This window comes from Pseudoduganella sp. UC29_106 (genome assembly GCF_044055365.1).
Taxonomy (GTDB): Bacteria; Pseudomonadota; Gammaproteobacteria; order Burkholderiales; family Burkholderiaceae_D; genus Rugamonas.
The window spans coordinates 4506586-4522793 of record NZ_CP171977.1 but is presented as its reverse complement, the minus strand read 5'-3'; the positions used below and the strand labels follow the sequence as shown (position 1 = coordinate 4522793).

The 16208-nt window shown below is 58.6% G+C and carries 19 protein-coding genes and 1 pseudogene; 9 read left to right on the top strand and 11 right to left on the bottom strand.

All coding sequences use genetic code 11. The features are described 5' to 3' along the window. Positions 1-11 precede the first annotated feature (11 nt). The 11 genes and pseudogenes from ACHMW6_RS22565 to ACHMW6_RS22515 all read right to left on the bottom strand — a co-directional run bounded on the left by ACHMW6_RS22565 (position 12) and on the right by ACHMW6_RS22515 (position 6588). Positions 12-923 carry a hypothetical protein gene (locus ACHMW6_RS22565; protein ID WP_395400076.1) on the bottom strand — a complete coding sequence of 304 codons (912 nt, stop codon included), beginning with the start codon at positions 921-923 and terminating at the stop codon, positions 12-14. Positions 924-1115: 192 nt separating this feature from the next. Beyond that, positions 1116-1592: a methyltransferase family protein gene (locus tag ACHMW6_RS22560; protein ID WP_395400074.1), complete on the bottom strand. Its 477-nt coding sequence runs from the start codon at positions 1590-1592 to the stop codon at positions 1116-1118. A 164-nt stretch (positions 1593-1756) separates the two neighbouring features. Next, positions 1757-2203 (bottom strand): prepilin peptidase, encoded by a 447-nt coding sequence (locus tag ACHMW6_RS22555; protein WP_395400072.1) that lies wholly within the window; start codon positions 2201-2203, stop codon positions 1757-1759. 87 nt (positions 2204-2290) lie between these two features. After that, complete coding sequence (locus ACHMW6_RS22550) at positions 2291-2659, bottom strand: phosphatase PAP2 family protein (protein WP_395400070.1); 369 nt, start codon at positions 2657-2659, stop codon at positions 2291-2293. A gap of 26 nt (positions 2660-2685) precedes the next feature. After that, positions 2686-3426, bottom strand: coding sequence for a hypothetical protein (locus ACHMW6_RS22545; RefSeq protein WP_395400068.1), 741 nt, complete (start codon positions 3424-3426; stop codon positions 2686-2688). A gap of 4 nt (positions 3427-3430) precedes the next feature. After that, complete coding sequence (locus ACHMW6_RS22540) at positions 3431-3607, bottom strand: Flp family type IVb pilin (RefSeq protein WP_395400066.1); 177 nt, start codon at positions 3605-3607, stop codon at positions 3431-3433. Positions 3608-3688: 81 nt separating this feature from the next. After that, a pseudogene (locus ACHMW6_RS22535) lies at positions 3689-3861 on the bottom strand (Flp family type IVb pilin). A gap of 79 nt (positions 3862-3940) precedes the next feature. Beyond that, positions 3941-4087 carry a hypothetical protein gene (locus tag ACHMW6_RS22530; RefSeq protein WP_395400064.1) on the bottom strand — a complete coding sequence of 49 codons (147 nt, stop codon included), beginning with the start codon at positions 4085-4087 and terminating at the stop codon, positions 3941-3943. Between the two features lie 214 nt (positions 4088-4301). Further along, positions 4302-4553, bottom strand: coding sequence for a response regulator transcription factor (locus ACHMW6_RS22525; RefSeq protein WP_395400062.1), 252 nt, complete (start codon positions 4551-4553; stop codon positions 4302-4304). Continuing rightward, a complete protein-coding gene (locus ACHMW6_RS22520; RefSeq protein ID WP_395400060.1) occupies positions 4493-4981 on the bottom strand; it encodes a response regulator transcription factor in 489 nt (162 codons plus the stop codon). Before ACHMW6_RS22520 ends, ACHMW6_RS22525 begins: the two co-directional genes overlap by 61 nt. Continuing rightward, positions 4966-6588 carry a sensor histidine kinase gene (locus ACHMW6_RS22515; protein WP_395400057.1) on the bottom strand — a complete coding sequence of 541 codons (1623 nt, stop codon included), beginning with the start codon at positions 6586-6588 and terminating at the stop codon, positions 4966-4968. Before ACHMW6_RS22515 ends, ACHMW6_RS22520 begins: the two co-directional genes overlap by 16 nt. Positions 6589-6826: 238 nt before the next feature. Here ACHMW6_RS22515 and htpG point away from each other — a divergent pair, with 238 nt between their 5' ends. From htpG to ACHMW6_RS22470, 9 genes are all read left to right on the top strand, one after another. Further along, on the top strand, positions 6827-8737 hold the full coding sequence (gene htpG, locus ACHMW6_RS22510) for a molecular chaperone HtpG (RefSeq protein ID WP_395400055.1): 1911 nt from the start codon (positions 6827-6829) through the stop codon (positions 8735-8737). Positions 8738-8822: 85 nt separating this feature from the next. Further along, entirely contained in the window at positions 8823-9833 is a 1011-nt protein-coding gene (locus ACHMW6_RS22505) for a class I SAM-dependent methyltransferase (protein WP_395400053.1), read from the top strand. A gap of 96 nt (positions 9834-9929) precedes the next feature. Further along, positions 9930-10748 (top strand): glycosyltransferase family 2 protein, encoded by an 819-nt coding sequence (locus ACHMW6_RS22500; RefSeq protein ID WP_395400051.1) that lies wholly within the window; start codon positions 9930-9932, stop codon positions 10746-10748. 7 nt (positions 10749-10755) lie between these two features. Continuing rightward, positions 10756-11178, top strand: coding sequence for a GtrA family protein (locus tag ACHMW6_RS22495; RefSeq protein ID WP_395400049.1), 423 nt, complete (start codon positions 10756-10758; stop codon positions 11176-11178). Then, positions 11175-11798, top strand: a complete 624-nt coding sequence (locus tag ACHMW6_RS22490) for a glycosyltransferase family 2 protein (protein WP_395400047.1) — start codon at positions 11175-11177, stop codon at positions 11796-11798. Before ACHMW6_RS22495 ends, ACHMW6_RS22490 begins: the two co-directional genes overlap by 4 nt. Before the next feature lie 37 nt (positions 11799-11835). Beyond that, positions 11836-12111, top strand: a complete 276-nt coding sequence (locus ACHMW6_RS22485) for a hypothetical protein (protein WP_395400045.1) — start codon at positions 11836-11838, stop codon at positions 12109-12111. Positions 12112-12252: 141 nt separating this feature from the next. After that, positions 12253-13575: a hypothetical protein gene (locus ACHMW6_RS22480; RefSeq protein WP_395400043.1), complete on the top strand. Its 1323-nt coding sequence runs from the start codon at positions 12253-12255 to the stop codon at positions 13573-13575. A 425-nt stretch (positions 13576-14000) separates the two neighbouring features. Further along, on the top strand, positions 14001-15203 hold the full coding sequence (locus ACHMW6_RS22475) for an ATP-binding protein (RefSeq protein ID WP_395400041.1): 1203 nt from the start codon (positions 14001-14003) through the stop codon (positions 15201-15203). Next, positions 15196-16200 carry an ABC transporter substrate-binding protein gene (locus ACHMW6_RS22470; RefSeq protein ID WP_395400039.1) on the top strand — a complete coding sequence of 335 codons (1005 nt, stop codon included), beginning with the start codon at positions 15196-15198 and terminating at the stop codon, positions 16198-16200. The genes ACHMW6_RS22475 and ACHMW6_RS22470 overlap by 8 nt, the downstream gene beginning before the upstream one ends. Positions 16201-16208 lie beyond the last annotated feature (8 nt).

Below are 16208 nucleotides of genomic sequence, written 5' to 3'. Positions count from 1 at the left end.
GGAATACCTGTTCATACTGTTGGGTGTTCAGCTCGCCAATGTGGATTTTGTAAGCCAGTCGGCGCAGGAAGGAGCCGTCGGCTAAGTCTTCGGGTGCCATATATCGAGGAGAACACCAGCTGCACGTCGAACGGCACCGGGAAGCTGTAGCCATTCTGCAGCAAGAGAAAATCAATGCGGCGATCCATCGGCACGATCCAGCGATTCATTAGCGATATTGCGGAGCAGCGCTGGCGTCCCAAGTCATCGATGATCAGCACGCCGCCGTTGGCTTTCAGATGGGGGGGCGCCTGGTACAGCCGGGTGGCACTGTCGAATTGCAGGTCCAGCATTTCAAGCGTGAGCTCGCCGCCGCACATGACCAGCGGCCGTTGTGTGCGCACCCAGCGCTGGTCGCGCGGTGTGCGGCGATCGAACAGCATGCCGGGCGGCATATGTTCCTGGACCACCTGATGCACGGCAGGGTCGAAGAGGGGCACGACTTCACCATCAATTAGCAAGGTGTACGGCAAGGCGATGTGGCCGCTCAGCAGCCCGCCCAGGCGTTCAGCCAGGTACGATTTACCGCTGCCGGCCGGACCGTAGATGAACATGGCGCGGCCCGAATTCATCGCGGCGCCCATTTGGTCCAAAATACTCGGCTTAATCACCACATTGCGGTAGGCCTGGTCCATGTGTTGGCGGTTGGTCAGCATGCCGTTCAGGCTTTGCAGCTGCACACGTTCAACATAGGCCGCAAACGAAACCGGGGCGGGGCCGGCATAGCTGTTGCGCCGCACGAATTCTGCCGCCCTGTCGCGGCCCAGCTCAGTCAAGTTGTAAACAATGTCAGCGTCCGTACCGCTGTTGCCGCGGCGCTGGACTTCGCATAACTTCTCGGCCCGCATGAAGCCAATGACGGCATCAAGTACGCTGACAGTCAACTTGGCATGCGTGGCCAGCTGCGCTCAGACGTATCTGGCCACGTTGGAACAGGATTTTACTAAGCAGCTCGACCAAGAACAGGAAGGGCAGACCGGTTTCCTCCACAGTGCGCGGGGCACTGACACGCAGCGGATCTTCGGACCAGTTGCGCTGGCGGGTTTCATCGTAATCAGCGGACATGGCAGCCTCGCTCAAAAGATCAGGGGAATCAGGCGGTAGGGCACACGACGCATATAGGCGCGGTAGGCAGGGTCCTGTTGTAGCAGGCGCTCTTCGCGTACTATTCGTGCCAGCAACAGCAGCGTGACCACTACTGCAACGGCCAGGTTGCGCATACTCGTGTTAGACAATACGTAGCCCACAAAGCCGAGCATATAGCTGGCGTACAGCGGGTGCCGCACCAGGCGATACATGCCGCCCGTCTTGATTTCGCGCTGAGCAGCGACCAGAGCAAAGCTGCGGTTCAGGGACAGCAAGCCGGCGATCTGCAGCAGGCAGCCAAGCAAGAGCAGCAGTTTTGCGGGGGGAAGCAGTCCATAACCCGCCGGGACGAACATGAAGACGCCGAAAGTGCCCGCGATGCCGATCAACCAGTCGCCGGCGTGAGCCGAAACGGCGACGGGCTTGGAACGCAGAAGGAACAATGCCGCCGCCAGCGTCTCCGCCATGCAGAACACAAGGTAGGTCAGGTCGCCGCCCCCCGATATAAGCTCTGATATGGGCCACGGCAAACATGGCCCACAGCGCGGCCAAAGCCACACTTGCGCCGACGGTAACGGGCCGGGAGCCGAGCAAGGAAATGGTGGTGGACATGATGTTCTTTCTGATCTGGTTAGTACTGCAGGCGGATCAGCAGCAGATCAATGACCGTGCCGACTGCAATCGCTATGGCATAAGGCAGTTTGCCGGTGGGTGCCGGCGGCGCAACCAAGCGCGCATCGGCGCCGGACAAGCCGCGCAGGCAAGAGTTCCACGTCATGATTCCGATGTTCCTGAGTACTTGGCGCAAGGCGCCTTGCCAGCATGCGGCGGCGAGCGCCAGGATGCCGCCGGCAATCATGGTGGTCAGGGCTGCCCGCACGGCTTCGTGAGGGCCGAGGAAGATACCAGCCATGGCCAGTAATTTCACATCGCCGGCACCCATTACGCCGAGCATGTACATGGGTAGCAGCAGCAGCAGGCCGATGCCAAGGCCGCCCAGAGCGCCCACGAAGCCCAGGCTGCCGTAATTGATGCTGAACAGGCCAGCTCCGGCAGGCAAGAAAATCTGCAGGGCCATGCCGCCCATCATGCCCACCAATACCAGCTGATTTGGGATACGCCGCTCCCCGGATGTCACTGCGCACGGCCAGTGCCATCAGCAACATCAGAATGGCGGCGGGGGCCAGCCAGCGCAGATCGCCAGTCGTACGGCCTCCTGCAGCGGCGTGGGCACCGGAATGTGCACAGAATGTCGGGAAGCCGAAGTAATAAAGCCCGTCACGCGCCAGATCAGGCAGGCTCCGGCGGCGCCGACATAGCCGTCCAGTGCGTAGTGCCGGCCCAGGTGGACTGAGCCGATCAGGATGAGCAGTGCGAAGATGGTACCGGCGACGCCCAGCGCTCGGTTGACGCGCCATCCGAGCAGGGCTATCAGAGCACTGGAGGCAACATGCAGTGCTGGGCATCGCGGCAATGCCCAGTGCGCTGCTGCCAAAGCTTTCCTTGTAATTCGACCACAGGATGTCTTGAACATTCAGCGCCCAGACCGGAAAGTGATGGTTAGCCTCCTGCAGGTACGCAATGAGGGGCGCATAAGGATCGGCGCCCGGCACAATGCGGCCGTAATAGCAGGGGCCGGCAGACGAAGCCACCATTGCCAACACATTGCCAGAGGATGATCCAGCTCAGCACAAAGCTAAGCAGGAATTGCATACGCAGCTGGGGACGCTCGGTGGAGAACGCCAGAAAATACAGGGTTCCCATGATCACGAAGTACCACAAGTGATAAACCACGTTGATGGCGGCAGTGAGCAAGGGATATCCGAAAACATGCTGCAGCAACATCCAGGGTGCGACACCGCCATGGATAACCTGGTCCAGGTGGTTGAGCTGGGCGTCCAGAGCGTAGGGATGAATTACGGGCACCGCCGCTTTGATCGTGGCGAAGCTGTAAGTAAATACGGGTATAAACAACAGCACTGGCAAGGCTTGCGCCAGGCGGTGCATAGTCTGCGGGCTGACAATGTAAGCATAAAGATGGGCAATCAGGCGCTTCGGGCGAATTTTCACCATCACATATAGCGCGTAGAAACAGAACATGTAGCAGGGGCCCAGCAGCAGTGTAGTTCCGATGGCTGCGGTGATGCCGGTATCATCTGCAAGCGAGGGATGGCGCAGAATCAGGGCGATGGCAGCAGCCGCATGCAACAAGATGACGGCCAGCAGAACGCGGTGCTGGCGGAACGCCAGTGACAGTTCCTGGAGCGTCACGGCCGCTGATAATTGGCGAGGCGTATACATGATGTCAGGCCGCCACTTGCTGAACCTTGCTCGAGACGCGTTGATACAGCGTGCTGAGTTGGCTTCCGACGTTAGTGACGGTCCCCACGATGACAACAGCGATGAGAGCAGCAATCAGGGCGTATTCGATGGCGGTTACGCCAGATTCGTCACGCATCAGGTTAATCAGCTTAATGTACATGATGGCCTCCCGGACTAAATTGATGGAGATGTCGGAAAACTTGCCTTCCGCCGCCGTGAAAGCGGCGGAAGGTGCGGAAGCTTAGGCCGCTGCTGTGCTCAGCTTGGTCTTGACCGTGCTGAATACCTTGTTCAGGTTGGTGCCGACATTGGTCACGGTGCCGACGATGACCACTGCGATCAGTGCCGCAATCAGGCCATTTCGATTGCAGTGACGCCGTCTTCTTCGCGAATGAATTTTTGAATGGCTTTCATGATGAATCCCTTTCAGGTTTTAGTTAAAGATCTCAGTGCACTACATTTGTTTGCCGATCCGCGGTAAAGCAGGTCCGCTTCACATGCTCTTTCCAAGCGCCAGAAGCACGATGATTCCGACGACAACTGTCAGTGAGGCTACAAGCACATATTCGTAGAACGAGCCGCCATCTTCTTCTTCAAGAAAATTCTTGCTGTCGGTAGTTGGTTGCTGATCCTTGCGCATTCTGTGCTCCGGACATGGTTGTGTTGGCCTTGCCTGGTTTAGTCTCAGCCGACAGTGTTTGCCGTGCTGATGAGTTCACTTTAGTGACTCAACAGGCGCGCCACATCGGACAGGCGTCCTTTTGTGTTCAGGACACCGTGCGCGATTTGACTGTGAGAATCCGTGACAATTGTCACGGGTGAAGAGGAGCTGCCGAGGCGAAATCCTTTAGAGATCAGCCTGGTCGACGGTGCTTGGTGGCGAAAACGTAGAGGTCCAGGCGATTGCTGACGCCCAGTTTGTGGTAAATCTGCGTCAGGTGATTGCGCAGCGTGTGTTCGGAAATGAACAGCTGCTGTGCCAACGCCTTATTGACAGCGCCTCCGCCGCCCGCAATCAGGTTGCAGATGCGGCGTTCCTTGGCTGTCAGTTGGGCAATCTTGTCCAGGTCAGGGTCCTGGCGTCGCGAGGACTGCGGATTGCGCATGGCATCGAAAACGCGGCTCGGGCCACGCCATCGAGCCATAGTTCGCCTTCATGGACTTTCTCGATCGCTTTCAGCACGGCTTCGGCCGGTTCATCCTTGCTGACCACGCCGCGCGCACCGCGCATGACGGCAGTATCCAGCATGTCGCGGTCGCGCGTGCCGGAAAGGATCAGGATGCGCGAGCCGCTGCTCTTTTGCGTCAGGGCAGGAATGATATCGATGGAGCTGCAGCCAGCGAGGTCGATATCCAGCAGGATGACATCGGGTTGCAATTCGCTAGCGAGTTCGAGCGCGCCGTCGCAATCGCGCGCCGTGCCGGCCACCACCATGTGGCCCGCGTCGCTTTCAATCAGCTTGCTCAAACCCCAGAGCAAGGTTTTGTGGTCATCGACCAGCAAGATGCGAATGCGCTTCATAGCTTGCGCCATACGAGCCTCCTACACGGGAATGACGATCTGCACCGCAGTGTTCTGTGCCGTCCCTGCTGGACTCGCGCTACACCTCCAAGGGCGGCAGCGCGCTCGGCGATGGAACTCGGCGTAAAGTCTAGCACTGGATGGCCATTGCATTCGTTCTCTATGCGCACAGAAAGCTGGCCAGCGGAGCAGGCCAGTTCGATGTAACCGTGGCGCGCCGTGGTGTGCTTGCAGATATTGCTCATGCCCTCGTTGACGATCTGGAAAATTTCAGCTGCCAGGCGGTCGCTCATGTTCAATTCACCTTGCGTATCAACTGCGATGTGGACGTCGTAGAATTGCCGCATCTGTGAGGCTTGCCGGCGCAGCGCAATCAGCAATTCCGGCTCCTTCATTTCCAGGCCGCCGCGCAGGCTCCTGGCGTAGTTGCGCAGATCGCGAATGACTTGCTGCGTCATGTCGATAAGGTTATCAAGATCCCCGTTCAATGGGTTGCCGGGTTCGGCCCGCTTGCGTATCGCGCTGACGCCGTGGCGCAGGCCGATGTATGGCTGGATTGTGGTGTCATGCAAGTCGCGCGCAATGCGTTCGCGCTCGCGCAGCACAGCTTCGGAAGCCATGCGGTCCAGCAGTTCGATGTTCTCGATCACGGGGAAGGCCTGGGCGGCGATGCGTTGCAGAAAAATAGCCTCGGATTTGCTGAACTGATGGTGCTGGGAGATCACGTACAGCCGGCCGCTGCCTCGCCGCAGCGGGAGCGGTACGGCAACCAGGGAGGAGGCATCGAGCAGGTCGGCCAGTGCCTGCCCCGGCGCGGGATCGCGCACGCTCCAGCGCTGCGTGGCGGCGCTGAAGGCGCTCAGTTGCGGCGCCCGGCTCAGCCAGCCTCGGAAGCGCTGGCGCAGCAGCAGGATGTCGTCGGCCTGGCCCACCAGCAGGGGGGCGGCGGCATCGGCACTGAGAATGCTGGGATGGACTGGGCGGGTGGCGCTGTCGGCGTTGGCTGTGCGCAGGCTCCAGCTTTCGGCGCCATTATCCTGCATCAGGAGGATGCAGCTTTCGGCATGGTAGAAGCGGCGCGTGTGATCCAGCACGCTGGCAATAGTGCGGTCCACGCCGAAGCGGGGATTGGCGAGCTGGCTGACGGCATGCATCAGCTCCAGGCGCTGGCGCTGTATCATCGCGAGGCCGCCCCAGTGCGCAATCATATAGCCAAGGGCCAATAGAAACGTGGCGCGCAGCATCACTCGCGCCATGTCGATGTCCGATTGAGTGGTCAGCGAGGTCAGGGCCACGGCTGCGGCCGAAACCAGGGTAATGCGGGCGCCTTCTTCATGGCCGTGGCTGAAGGAGGATGTGAGCACGGCGAAGAAGAACAGAAGGTAGAAGAAGCTGCTGTCGCCGCCCGTGAAATACGTCATCAGGGTGAACCAGCACACATCCAGCCAGGACACGACCTTGGCGTGCACGTAGATGGAGCGGCTCGCCAGCACGAGCAAAAGCAGGCTCTGCGCCGTATAAGCGATAAAAACGAACATCGATGCCGTGCTACGGCGGCCGACGACCTCCGGATCGATCATCAGTGTCAGCAGGCATGCGATGGCCAAAACCAGCCGCATCCACCTGACCATAGAGGCATCAGAAGTGTCCTTGTCGTTATCCACGCTCGCACCCGGCTGAACTACCTGTTGTAATGACGCCTGTATGACTGAGTTTAAGCGTGGAATTTATTAAATGTCAACACGATAGGTTGTTTTTTTGTAACTAAGACTGCACCCTTGAAAACCTGCAAGTTGCCCCTATCTGGCAGTCCAAGCGCCAGTCACGCTGGCATTTTTATAAGACTATGGAGTAAAGATGGCTGACCACAAAGAAACTCTGGGCTTCCAGGCCGAAGTCAAGCAACTGCTGCAACTGATGATCCATTCCTTGTATTCGAACAAGGAGATCTTCCTGCGCGAGCTGATTTCGAATGCCTCCGACGCGGCGGACAAGCTACGCTTCGAAGCAATCAACAACGACGCACTGTATGGCAACGATCACGAGTTAAAAATCAAGGTCAGCTTCGACAAGGCTGCGCGTACGATCACTATTTCCGACAACGGCATCGGCATGAGCCGCGATGAGGCCATCGCCCACCTGGGTACGATCGCCAAGTCGGGCACCAAGGAATTCTTCGGCCGCCTGTCCGGCGACCAGCAGAAAGACGCAGCCCTGATTGGCCAGTTCGGCGTGGGCTTCTACTCCGGCTTCATCGTGGCCGACAGGATCACCGTGGAATCGCGCCGTGCCGGCTTGGAAGCCGGGCAGGGCGCGCGCTGGGAGTCGGGCGGTGAGGGCGATTACACCGTCGAGGATATCGAGAAGCCGAACCGCGGCACGGATATCATCCTGCATCTGCGCGAGGGCGAGGATGAGCTGCTGTCCGGCTGGAAGCTGAAATCCATCATTCGCAAATACTCCGACCACATCTCGCTGCCAATCCAGATGCAGAAGGAAGAGTGGGACGAGGAAAAGAAGGAAAATGTCCTGAAGGACGAGCTGGAAACTATCAACCAGGCCAGCGCTCTGTGGGCCCGCAGCAAGAACGACATCACGCAGGAGCAGTACGAAGAGTTCTACAAGCACGTGTCGCACGACTTCGCAGCGCCGCTGACCCATACCCACAACCGCGTGGAAGGGCGTAGCGAATACACCCAGCTGCTGTACATCCCGGCCAAGGCGCCGTTTGACCTGTGGGACCGCAACAAGCGCGGCGGCATCAAGCTGTACGTGAAACGCGTGTTCATCATGGACGATGCCGAGCAGCTGATGCCGACTTATCTGCGCTTCGTGAAAGGCGTGATCGATTCGGCCGACCTGCCGCTGAACGTGTCGCGTGAAATACTGCAGGAATCGCGTGACGTGAAAGCCATCCGCGAAGGCTCGACCAAGCGCGTGATCGGCATGCTGGAAGAACTGGCGAACTCGGACGAGCAGGACAAGAAGGACAAGTACACCACCTTCTGGAACGAATTCGGCCAGGTGCTGAAGGAAGGCGTGGGCGAGGACTTCGCCAACAAGGACCGCCTGGCCAAGCTGCTGCGCTTCGCTTCCACCAATGGCGACAATGCCGACCAGACCGTGTCGCTGGCCGACTATGTGAGCCGCATGAAGGAAGGTCAGGACAAGATTTACTACGTGACCGCCGACAGCTACACGGCTGCGAAGAACTCGCCCCACCTGGAAATCTTCCGCAAGAAGGGTGTGGAAGTGTTGCTGCTGACGGACCGCGTGGACGAATGGATGCTGTCCTTCTTCACTGAGTTCGAAGGCAAGGAACTGGTTTCCGTCGCCAAGGGCGGCCTGGACCTGGGCCAGCTGGAAGACGAGGCCGAGAAGAAGCAGCACGAGGAAACCGAGACCGAGTACAAGGACCTGGTCGTGAAGATGAAGGAAGCGCTGGGCGACAAGGCCAAGGAAGTGCGCGTGACCTTCCGCCTGACCGATTCGCCGGCCTGCCTGGTGGCGGACGAGCACGAGCTGTCCGGCAACCTGCTGCGCATGCTGAAAGCCGCAGGCCAGAGCGCGCCGGAGTCCAAGCCCATCCTCGAAATCAACCCGAACCACCCACTGGTCACGCGCCTGAAGTACGAAGACGCGGCCGGCGCGAAGTTCAAGGATTGGTCGCACATCCTGTTTGACCAGGCCATGCTGGCCGAGGGCGGCACGCTGGCCGATCCGGCTGCCTTCGTCAAGCGCCTCAACGAGATGCTGTTGTCGAAGTAATACGGCAGGACATTGCACGAGTCAATTCGCTGGGTGTAGTATCGGCAACTATAAATGCCTAATTACCTAGCGAGGGCTCGTGCTCGTGAACGAAGCAAACCTACAAACAGAGGTGTGCGGCTTGTGTGGTGCAGCGTCCGATCTGGTGTTGCGCGACCATTGGGGCTTCAAGGCGCCGACCACCTTTAACATTTTCCATTGCGTGAATTGCGACACGCGCTTCGCCGCACCTATGCAGGTGGACTCGCAGGTCTACGATCTGATCTATCGTAACGCTGCTCAAGTTCCTGGCTATGATCGCTACGCGCGCTATCGCCACCAACTGACGCAGGCCAGCAATCCTTTGAGTTACCTTGCTCAGCGCGAGGATATCTATTGGTCCATCGCACATGTGTTGGCGGCGCAGTCACGGGAGAGCCTGCGCATTTTGGAAGTCGGTTCTGGTCTGGGCTATCTGACCTATGCTCTGAATCGGGCAGGCTATCAATGCGACGGCATTGATATTTCCAGCGAAGCGGTTGCAGCGGCGCGGAGAGAGTTCGGCGAATTTTATTCAGTTCGCGACTTGGCGAGCATGGAATCGGTCGGTGAAGGTTACGATGTCGTTATTGCCACCGAACTGATCGAGCACGTGCCAGATCCTCAAGCAATGCTGGGCCATATGCAGCGGCTCCTGAAACCCGGAGGCAGCGTGGTCCTGACCACGCCCGATATGGAACTATACTCGCGGCGCTATGCTTGGCACACTGATCCGGCGCCAGTGCATTTCTGGTGGTTTTCCAAAACATCACTGAGGCGCATGGCATGGCAAGCCGGAATGGAGGTCCGCTTCGTGGATTTTCACCACTATTTTGGCGTCCGCCGGCGGCCTGCCGTCGCGAGCAAGCCGCAAACCTTTGGGGCTGATGGGGCGATCGTATTTCGTGATTCGTGGCTGAACGGCTTTGCGCGCCGCTGCGTAGCGCGCTGGCCGAGCGTCTTCAAGCGTTTGGCGCAGATGTACATCGCCGCGCGCGCGTTAGGCAAGCTGCGTAGCGATCTATATAACGACAGCATGATCTTGTGTGTCGTTTTGCGGCAGCCCGGCCGCGGCTGAAAAGCGGGCGTCAGAACCTGGCCTTACGCTTCCTTTTCTTGTCGTTCAGGTTAGACTTGGCTACACCTATTGTGCTGATGCGAAGGAGAATCTGTCTTGATCGTCTCTGTCTGCATTCCGACCTACAATGGCGCGACTTATCTCAGACAAGCGGTGGATTCCGTTTTGTCGCAAACCTTTACCGACTTTGAGCTCCTAATTGTTGATGACTGTTCATCAGATGACACGGCGCAGGTTGTGGCCGGCTACAGCGATCCTCGTATCCGGTTTCTGCGGAACCAGCATAATCTAGGCGCACAAGAGAATTGGAATCGATGCTTGGCCGAGGCACGGGGACGCTATTTCAAGTTGCTTCCACAGGATGACGTGCTGGCGCCTGCTTGCCTTGCACGTCAGGTGGACGTTCTTGAAACCGACAGCGCCTTGAGCGTAGCGCTAGTCTTCTGCGCACGCACGATTGTCGGTAATGACGGTACACCCATAATGACACGAGGCTATCCTGGTGCGCAGGAGGGAACACTTTCAGCCCGTCGCATACTTCGTAGCTGCGTGCGCCGTGGCACCAATCTCTTGGGGGAGCCCGGAGGCGTGCTATTTAGGCGCGACCTTGCTATGCGGGTGGGAAGTTTTAATGCGAGTGAGCCTTACGTGATTGATCTTGATTACTGGTGGCGCTTGCTTGCAAATGGTGATGCTTACTATCTGTCGGAATCGTTAGTTTCTTTCCGAATATCGCGACAATCCTGGAGCGTCGCAATAGGCACGCGACAAGCGGGGGAATATCAACGCTTTATTGGCCGCATGATGGAATCGAGTCACGTTGGTGCAACGGTGATGGATCGGTGGACAGGCGCGCTAATGGCAAGGGTGAATGGGTTGCTTAGGCTGGTCTTCTATCGCCTTGTGTTGAAGTGAGATTCCGATGACGCATAGCCACGCCACGAAAGGATCGGCTCGTTCAATTAGGCGGTGGTGGTCATTGCGGTGGGTTCGATTTTGTTTGGTCGGTGTGTTGAACACCGCAGCCAGCTACGGTTTGTACTGCTTGCTGTTGGCAGTTGGTCTGAATTACGTTTTTGCCAGTCTCGGCTCGCTGGCATTGGGCATTATCTTCAGCTATACGACTCACTCGGCGCTCGTGTTTCGACAGACCAGCCGTGATCGCTTTCTCCGTTATCTAGCGCTCTGGGCGGCGCTGTATGGGCTGAACGTGGCAATACTTACCGTGTTACTAGATGTGGGTTTCGGCCCATATCTGGCTGGCGCGATTAATCTGCCGTTGATGGTGCTTCTGTCCTATTTTGCGCAACGTTTTTTTGTATTCCGTGGAGCGAGAATGTCATGAGCGATCTGGCCGTGGTAGTACCATGCTTCAACGAAGAGGAGGTGTTTCCGGAAACGGCAAGGCAACTGCTTGAACTGCTAGATCGCCTCCAATTGGCTGGCAAAGCCGGGCCAGGAAGCCGCTTGTATTTCGTGGATGATGGCAGCCGTGATCAGACCTGGCTGCTGATTGAGGCGGCGGCAATCGCTGACCCACGCGTGCACGGGATCAAGTTGGCGCGCAACAGTGGTCACCAGAATGCGCTGCTGGCGGGACTTTTCACTGCCCACGCTGACGTCATCGTATCCATCGATGCTGACTTGCAAGATGATCCAAACGTGATGGAAGCCATGCTTGACCATCACGCCAAAGGCTGTGACATCGTTTACGGCGTACGACAGTCACGGGCCACCGACAGTGCCTTCAAACGCAGCACCGCTCGCGGCTACTATCGCCTGCTCGAGTTGCTGGGTGTCGAAATCGTCTACGATCATGCTGATTACCGGTTGCTCAGCAAGCGGGCAATCTGCGAACTGCGGCAATACACAGAGGTCAATATGTTCCTGCGCGCAGTGATTCCTCTGCTTGGTTTTCGTAGCGCTGTGGTGTACTACGAGCGCGCCGCGCGCGTTTGCCGGTGAAACCAAGTACCCCTTACGCCGTATGGTGGCATTGGCAGTGACTGGTGTAACGTCGTTCAGTATCGCGCCGCTTCGGTTCATTACATTTTTCGGCATCTTGACTTGGCTGTTCAGTTTCGCCATGGTTGGCTGGGTTCTGTATGGTAAGTTGGTGCTCGATTCGGTTATTCCCGGCTGGGCGTCCTCCGTCATACCAGTGTATTTCCTGGGCGGCGCTCAATTGCTTAGTATCGGTGTGGTCGGCGAATATGTGGCAAAGGCCTATCTGGAAACCAAGCGCCGCCCCCGATTCGTCATCGAAAAGGAGACTTGAGCATGGTGGACGACCGTACGGCCGCTAGCCGGTGGCTGCCGCAGTTATTGCTGCTCGTCTCGCTGGCAGCTGGAATCTGGTCTGTGTTTGCTACAACCATGAACCACGATGTGTCTTACCTCCTGTTTTGTCGCAGGCCGAGTGGCTAAAGGTGCCACGCTGTACGTGGACTTCCCTGAAGTGAATCCGCCACTGATTATCTGGCTGAACATGCCGTGCGCCTGGCTGGCGCAGCATCTTGGCGTAGCCGACGCGACTGTTTTTCGGCTGATGATTGCGACGCTGGGATTGGTGTCCGTGGCTTGGTCGGGCGCCATCCTGTGCCGCACCCTGGACAAGAATGACGTCTGGGCTTGGCTGGCGATTGGCATTTACACGGTGGTGGTCCTTCCAGGTTATGAGTTTGGACAGCGCGAACACATCGCTTACCTAAGTGTGCTGCCTTACTTGGCCGAAGCTGCATGTCGCTTGAGTGGCAAAAGGGGCAGTATGGTAGAGCATGTTGCGGTTGCGCTGCTGGCCGTAATCGGCGTCGCGATCAAGCCCCACTTCCTGTTGGTGCCGCTCCTGGTAGAGGGCGCAATAATCTCGATGACTCGGAGGATGCCCGGTACTGGCGTGGTGGTAGCAATGACTTTGTTGGTATGTTACGCGGCGTCGGTCCATTGGCTTGCGCCGGAATACTTCAATATGCTGCAGCTACTGGCTGGTTCATACTGGCGTAACTCGGAACCTTGGCTAGGATTTGTGGCTTTGCCACAGTTTTATTGCGTTGCAATTCTGCTGGCCATCACCTGGTTTGTCCGGACGAAGTCCAGGCCCGTGGCTTGCGTAATCTCATTCGCAGTATTGGGTTTCGCACTGGCAGCAATTTTGCAGCATAAGGGCTGGTCCTATCATTGGATTCCCGCAATGGCATTGGGTTGGATTCTGTTCGGTTTGGCGGTGAGCAAGGCGGTGGCACACCGCGGCGCTGCAGTGCCGTTGATTATTACTGTATTAGTTGCAGCGTTAGCGTCCTGGAATTTGCTGGGCGCCTTCCGGAAGGGCGAGAAAATTAATCCTTACCCAGCTCTGCTGGCACCGGTCATTCGGGAAATGGGCGGCGGCCCTGTGATCGTGTTTTCAAATTTCGAAGCATCATTTCCGTTGGTTACCTTACCCGGCATCGGAACATCGTCGCGTTTTCCGACCATGACCATCTTAGGCGCCGTTGCCCTAGACGACAATCTGAAGGCCCGAAAATGGATTGAGAGATCCTTTGTGACGGACTTTCGGAAACAGCCTCCCCGCTTGCTGCTGGTTGAAACGGATGAGCGCGGCATTCCCGTATTCGACTTCGTGGCATACTTCGCACCGCTGGTGCCAGAAATAAGTGCCTACCATAAGGTCAGGCAAGTAGATAAATTCCAGGTTCTGGAAGCGCCGGACGCGCATCAGAGAAAATTTGGAATTGGACTTTGATCTATCGGTAGGTTTAGGTGGCCGTGAAATTATTTGGGGATTCCCCAATTCGCCGGCTTGCCTCCTGGCGGACGAGCATGAGTTGTCTGGCAACTGCTGGTCACCCGTCTGAAGTATGAAGATGCGGCCAGCGCCAAGTTCAAGGACTGTTCGCACATGTTCGACCGGGCCATGCCGGCCGAGAGCGGTACGCTGGTGGATGCTGCTGAACGCCTAAGCGGCTGGACGGCTTGCTCGGCGCCAGATCAGCCGCAGCAAGTCGTTCAGCAGGGAAGGTTTACCTCTTTCTGTTGCGCAGAGCCTATCGGCTCTCCCTGTAAGTCACACAACTGATACTTTTTGTTCCAACCGTTAGATTGTGTGAGTATTCCCGCCGGAATCAGGCGGCATAATCGTCGCAAGGTATCGCCGCCGCGAGGACTTGCATGACGGTAGACGGAAACCAAGCCCGTATCCTGATCGTCGACGACCAGGCCGCCCATATGGGGGCCTTGTGCGACATTCTGCGCCAGTACAAATACGATACCGTGGGTTTCGCCTCGGGCGAAGCCGCATTGGGCAGGCTGCGCAGGGAGCGCTTCGATATCCTGCTGGCAGACCTGAACATGCCCGGCATCGATGGCATCGCACTGGTCGAGGAAGCACGGGAGATAGACCCAGACCTGGCCTGCATCATCATGACGGGCGAGGGCAGCATTGCTTCGGCCGTGCGCGCCATGCAGAGCGGTGCGCTGGATTACATCGTCAAGCCTTTCAAGCCGTCCGGCCTGCTGCCTACGCTGGCGCGTGCACTGGCCACGCGCGAGCTGCGCCAGCAGAACGCGGAACTGGAACAGCAGCTACGCCAGCACGTGGCGGAGCTGGCGGCCATCAACCGCGACCTGGTGCAGGCGCGGGCGGAGGCCGATCACGCGAATGCGGAAAAGTCGCACTTCCTTTCGAATATGAGCCACGAGCTGCGCACGCCGCTGAACGGCATTCTTGGCTTCGCGCAGATCCTCGCATCGGACACGCTGCCCGCTTCGCCGGAAGAGAAGCGCAAGTTCGCGGGCCACATCGTCCAGTCGGGCAAGCACCTGCTCAAACTGATCAACGAAATCCTCGACCTGGCGAAGGTCGAAGCGGGCAAGATCATCCTGGCGATGGAGAGCGTGCCGCTGGCGGGGGTGGTGCAGGAATGCCACATGATGGTCACTCCGCAGGCGGAAGGGCGCGGCATCTCCCTCGAATTCCGCTGCAAGACGGACTTGAATGTCTTTGCCGACAAGACGCGGCTGGTGCAGGTGCTGATCAATCTCCTGTCCAACGCCATCAAGTACAACCGCGAGCACGGCAAGGTGGTGCTGGACTGCCGGCGCGCGGGAAGGAACCGGGTACGCGTGTCCGTGCAGGACACGGGCCCGGGCCTGGATCGCGAACAGCTGCAGGCGATCTTTCAGCCCTTCAACCGCCTCGGCCGCGAGGATAGCGGCGAAGAAGGCACGGGCCTGGGCCTGACGCTGACCAAGCGCGTGGTGGAAGCCATGCAGGGCGAGATCGGCGTGGAGAGTATACCGGGACAGGGCAGCACGTTCTGGGTCGAACTCGGCCTGCATTCGAACAGCGTTACGGAGGCCGAACATGCGTAGTAAATTTGCCATCGCCGCAGTGCTGCTCGTCCTGCTGCTGGGTGCGGCCTATGTGGTCAGCCAGCGCAGCCCATCGAAGGCGCTGCCGCTGGAAAAACTGGTGATTGCCGTGAACACGGAATACGTGGGGGTGTGCGGCGTGGTGGCGGCGCAGCGCCAGGGCTATTTCGCGGACGAGAACCTGACCGTGGTGGTGCAGCCGCACTCCAGCGGCAAGTCATCGATGCAGGCCGTGCTGGAAAACCGCGCGGACCTGGGAACGGTGGCCGACATTCCCGTGATGTTCGCCGCCGTCGCCGGCACGCCGGTGCGCGTGGTGGCCACGCTGTTCCGCACCGAGAAAGACCACGGCCTGGTGGGGCGGCGCGACCGCGGAATCACGGGGCCTGCCAGCCTGAAAGGCAAGCGGGTGGGCGTTACGCAAGGCACTTCCGCCCATTTCACGCTGGACGTGTTCCTGAACTGGCAGCGCCTGTCCGCCAACGACATCACCATCGTCAACTACAAGCCGGAAGCCCTGCCCGAGGCGCTGTACAAGGGCGAGGTGGACGCGGTGGCAAGCTGGGAGCCCTTCCTCGGCGAGATCCGCAGCCATTTGGGGGACAATGCCGTGAGCTTTTCCGGCGAGGATGTCTATGAAAGCATCTACAACATAGTGGGCATGCAGCAGTATGTGCTGGCCCATCCGGAAACGGTGCGCCGTGTGCTGCGCGCCCTGATGAGCGGCAACCGCTACTGCCGCGACAATCCCGAAGTGATGCAGCCGCTGCTGGCTGCCACGGCGAAGCAGACCAAGGAAGCCGTGCTGGCGGCCTGGCCCTCCTACCACTTTGAAATTGAACTGGACCAGGGCCTGGTGCTGGCGCTGGAAGACCGCGCGCGCTGGGCGATCCGCAACCGCATGGCGGCCAGCGACCAGATGCCCAACTTCCTGGAATACATTTACCTGGACGGCCTGAGCGCCGTGGCGCCTTCTTCCGTCACGATCATCCACTGAAAGGGCAA

Excerpts from the sequence above, each read along its gene's own strand:
- ACHMW6_RS22525 (WP_395400062.1), bottom strand. The coding sequence starts at position 4,553 with ATGCGCAATCCGCAGTCCTCGCGACGCCAGGACCCTGACCTGGACAAG.
- ACHMW6_RS22550 (WP_395400070.1), bottom strand. The coding sequence starts at position 2,659 with ATGTTCAAGACATCCTGTGGTCGAATTACAAGGAAAGCTTTGGCAGCA.
- ACHMW6_RS22515 (WP_395400057.1), bottom strand. The coding sequence starts at position 6,588 with ATGCGGCTGGTTTTGGCCATCGCATGCCTGCTGACACTGATGATCGAT.
- ACHMW6_RS22490 (WP_395400047.1), top strand. The coding sequence starts at position 11,175 with ATGAGCGATCTGGCCGTGGTAGTACCATGCTTCAACGAAGAGGAGGTG.
- htpG (WP_395400055.1), top strand. The coding sequence starts at position 6,827 with ATGGCTGACCACAAAGAAACTCTGGGCTTCCAGGCCGAAGTCAAGCAA.
- ACHMW6_RS22530 (WP_395400064.1), bottom strand. The coding sequence starts at position 4,087 with ATGCGCAAGGATCAGCAACCAACTACCGACAGCAAGAATTTTCTTGAA.
- ACHMW6_RS22475 (WP_395400041.1), top strand. The coding sequence starts at position 14,001 with ATGACGGTAGACGGAAACCAAGCCCGTATCCTGATCGTCGACGACCAG.
- ACHMW6_RS22545 (WP_395400068.1), bottom strand. The coding sequence starts at position 3,426 with ATGTATACGCCTCGCCAATTATCAGCGGCCGTGACGCTCCAGGAACTG.
- ACHMW6_RS22560 (WP_395400074.1), bottom strand. The coding sequence starts at position 1,592 with ATGGCGGAGACGCTGGCGGCGGCATTGTTCCTTCTGCGTTCCAAGCCC.
- ACHMW6_RS22495 (WP_395400049.1), top strand. The coding sequence starts at position 10,756 with ATGACGCATAGCCACGCCACGAAAGGATCGGCTCGTTCAATTAGGCGG.
- ACHMW6_RS22555 (WP_395400072.1), bottom strand. The coding sequence starts at position 2,203 with ATGGCCCTGCAGATTTTCTTGCCTGCCGGAGCTGGCCTGTTCAGCATC.
- ACHMW6_RS22540 (WP_395400066.1), bottom strand. The coding sequence starts at position 3,607 with ATGTACATTAAGCTGATTAACCTGATGCGTGACGAATCTGGCGTAACC.
- ACHMW6_RS22520 (WP_395400060.1), bottom strand. The coding sequence starts at position 4,981 with ATGGCGCAAGCTATGAAGCGCATTCGCATCTTGCTGGTCGATGACCAC.
- ACHMW6_RS22470 (WP_395400039.1), top strand. The coding sequence starts at position 15,196 with ATGCGTAGTAAATTTGCCATCGCCGCAGTGCTGCTCGTCCTGCTGCTG.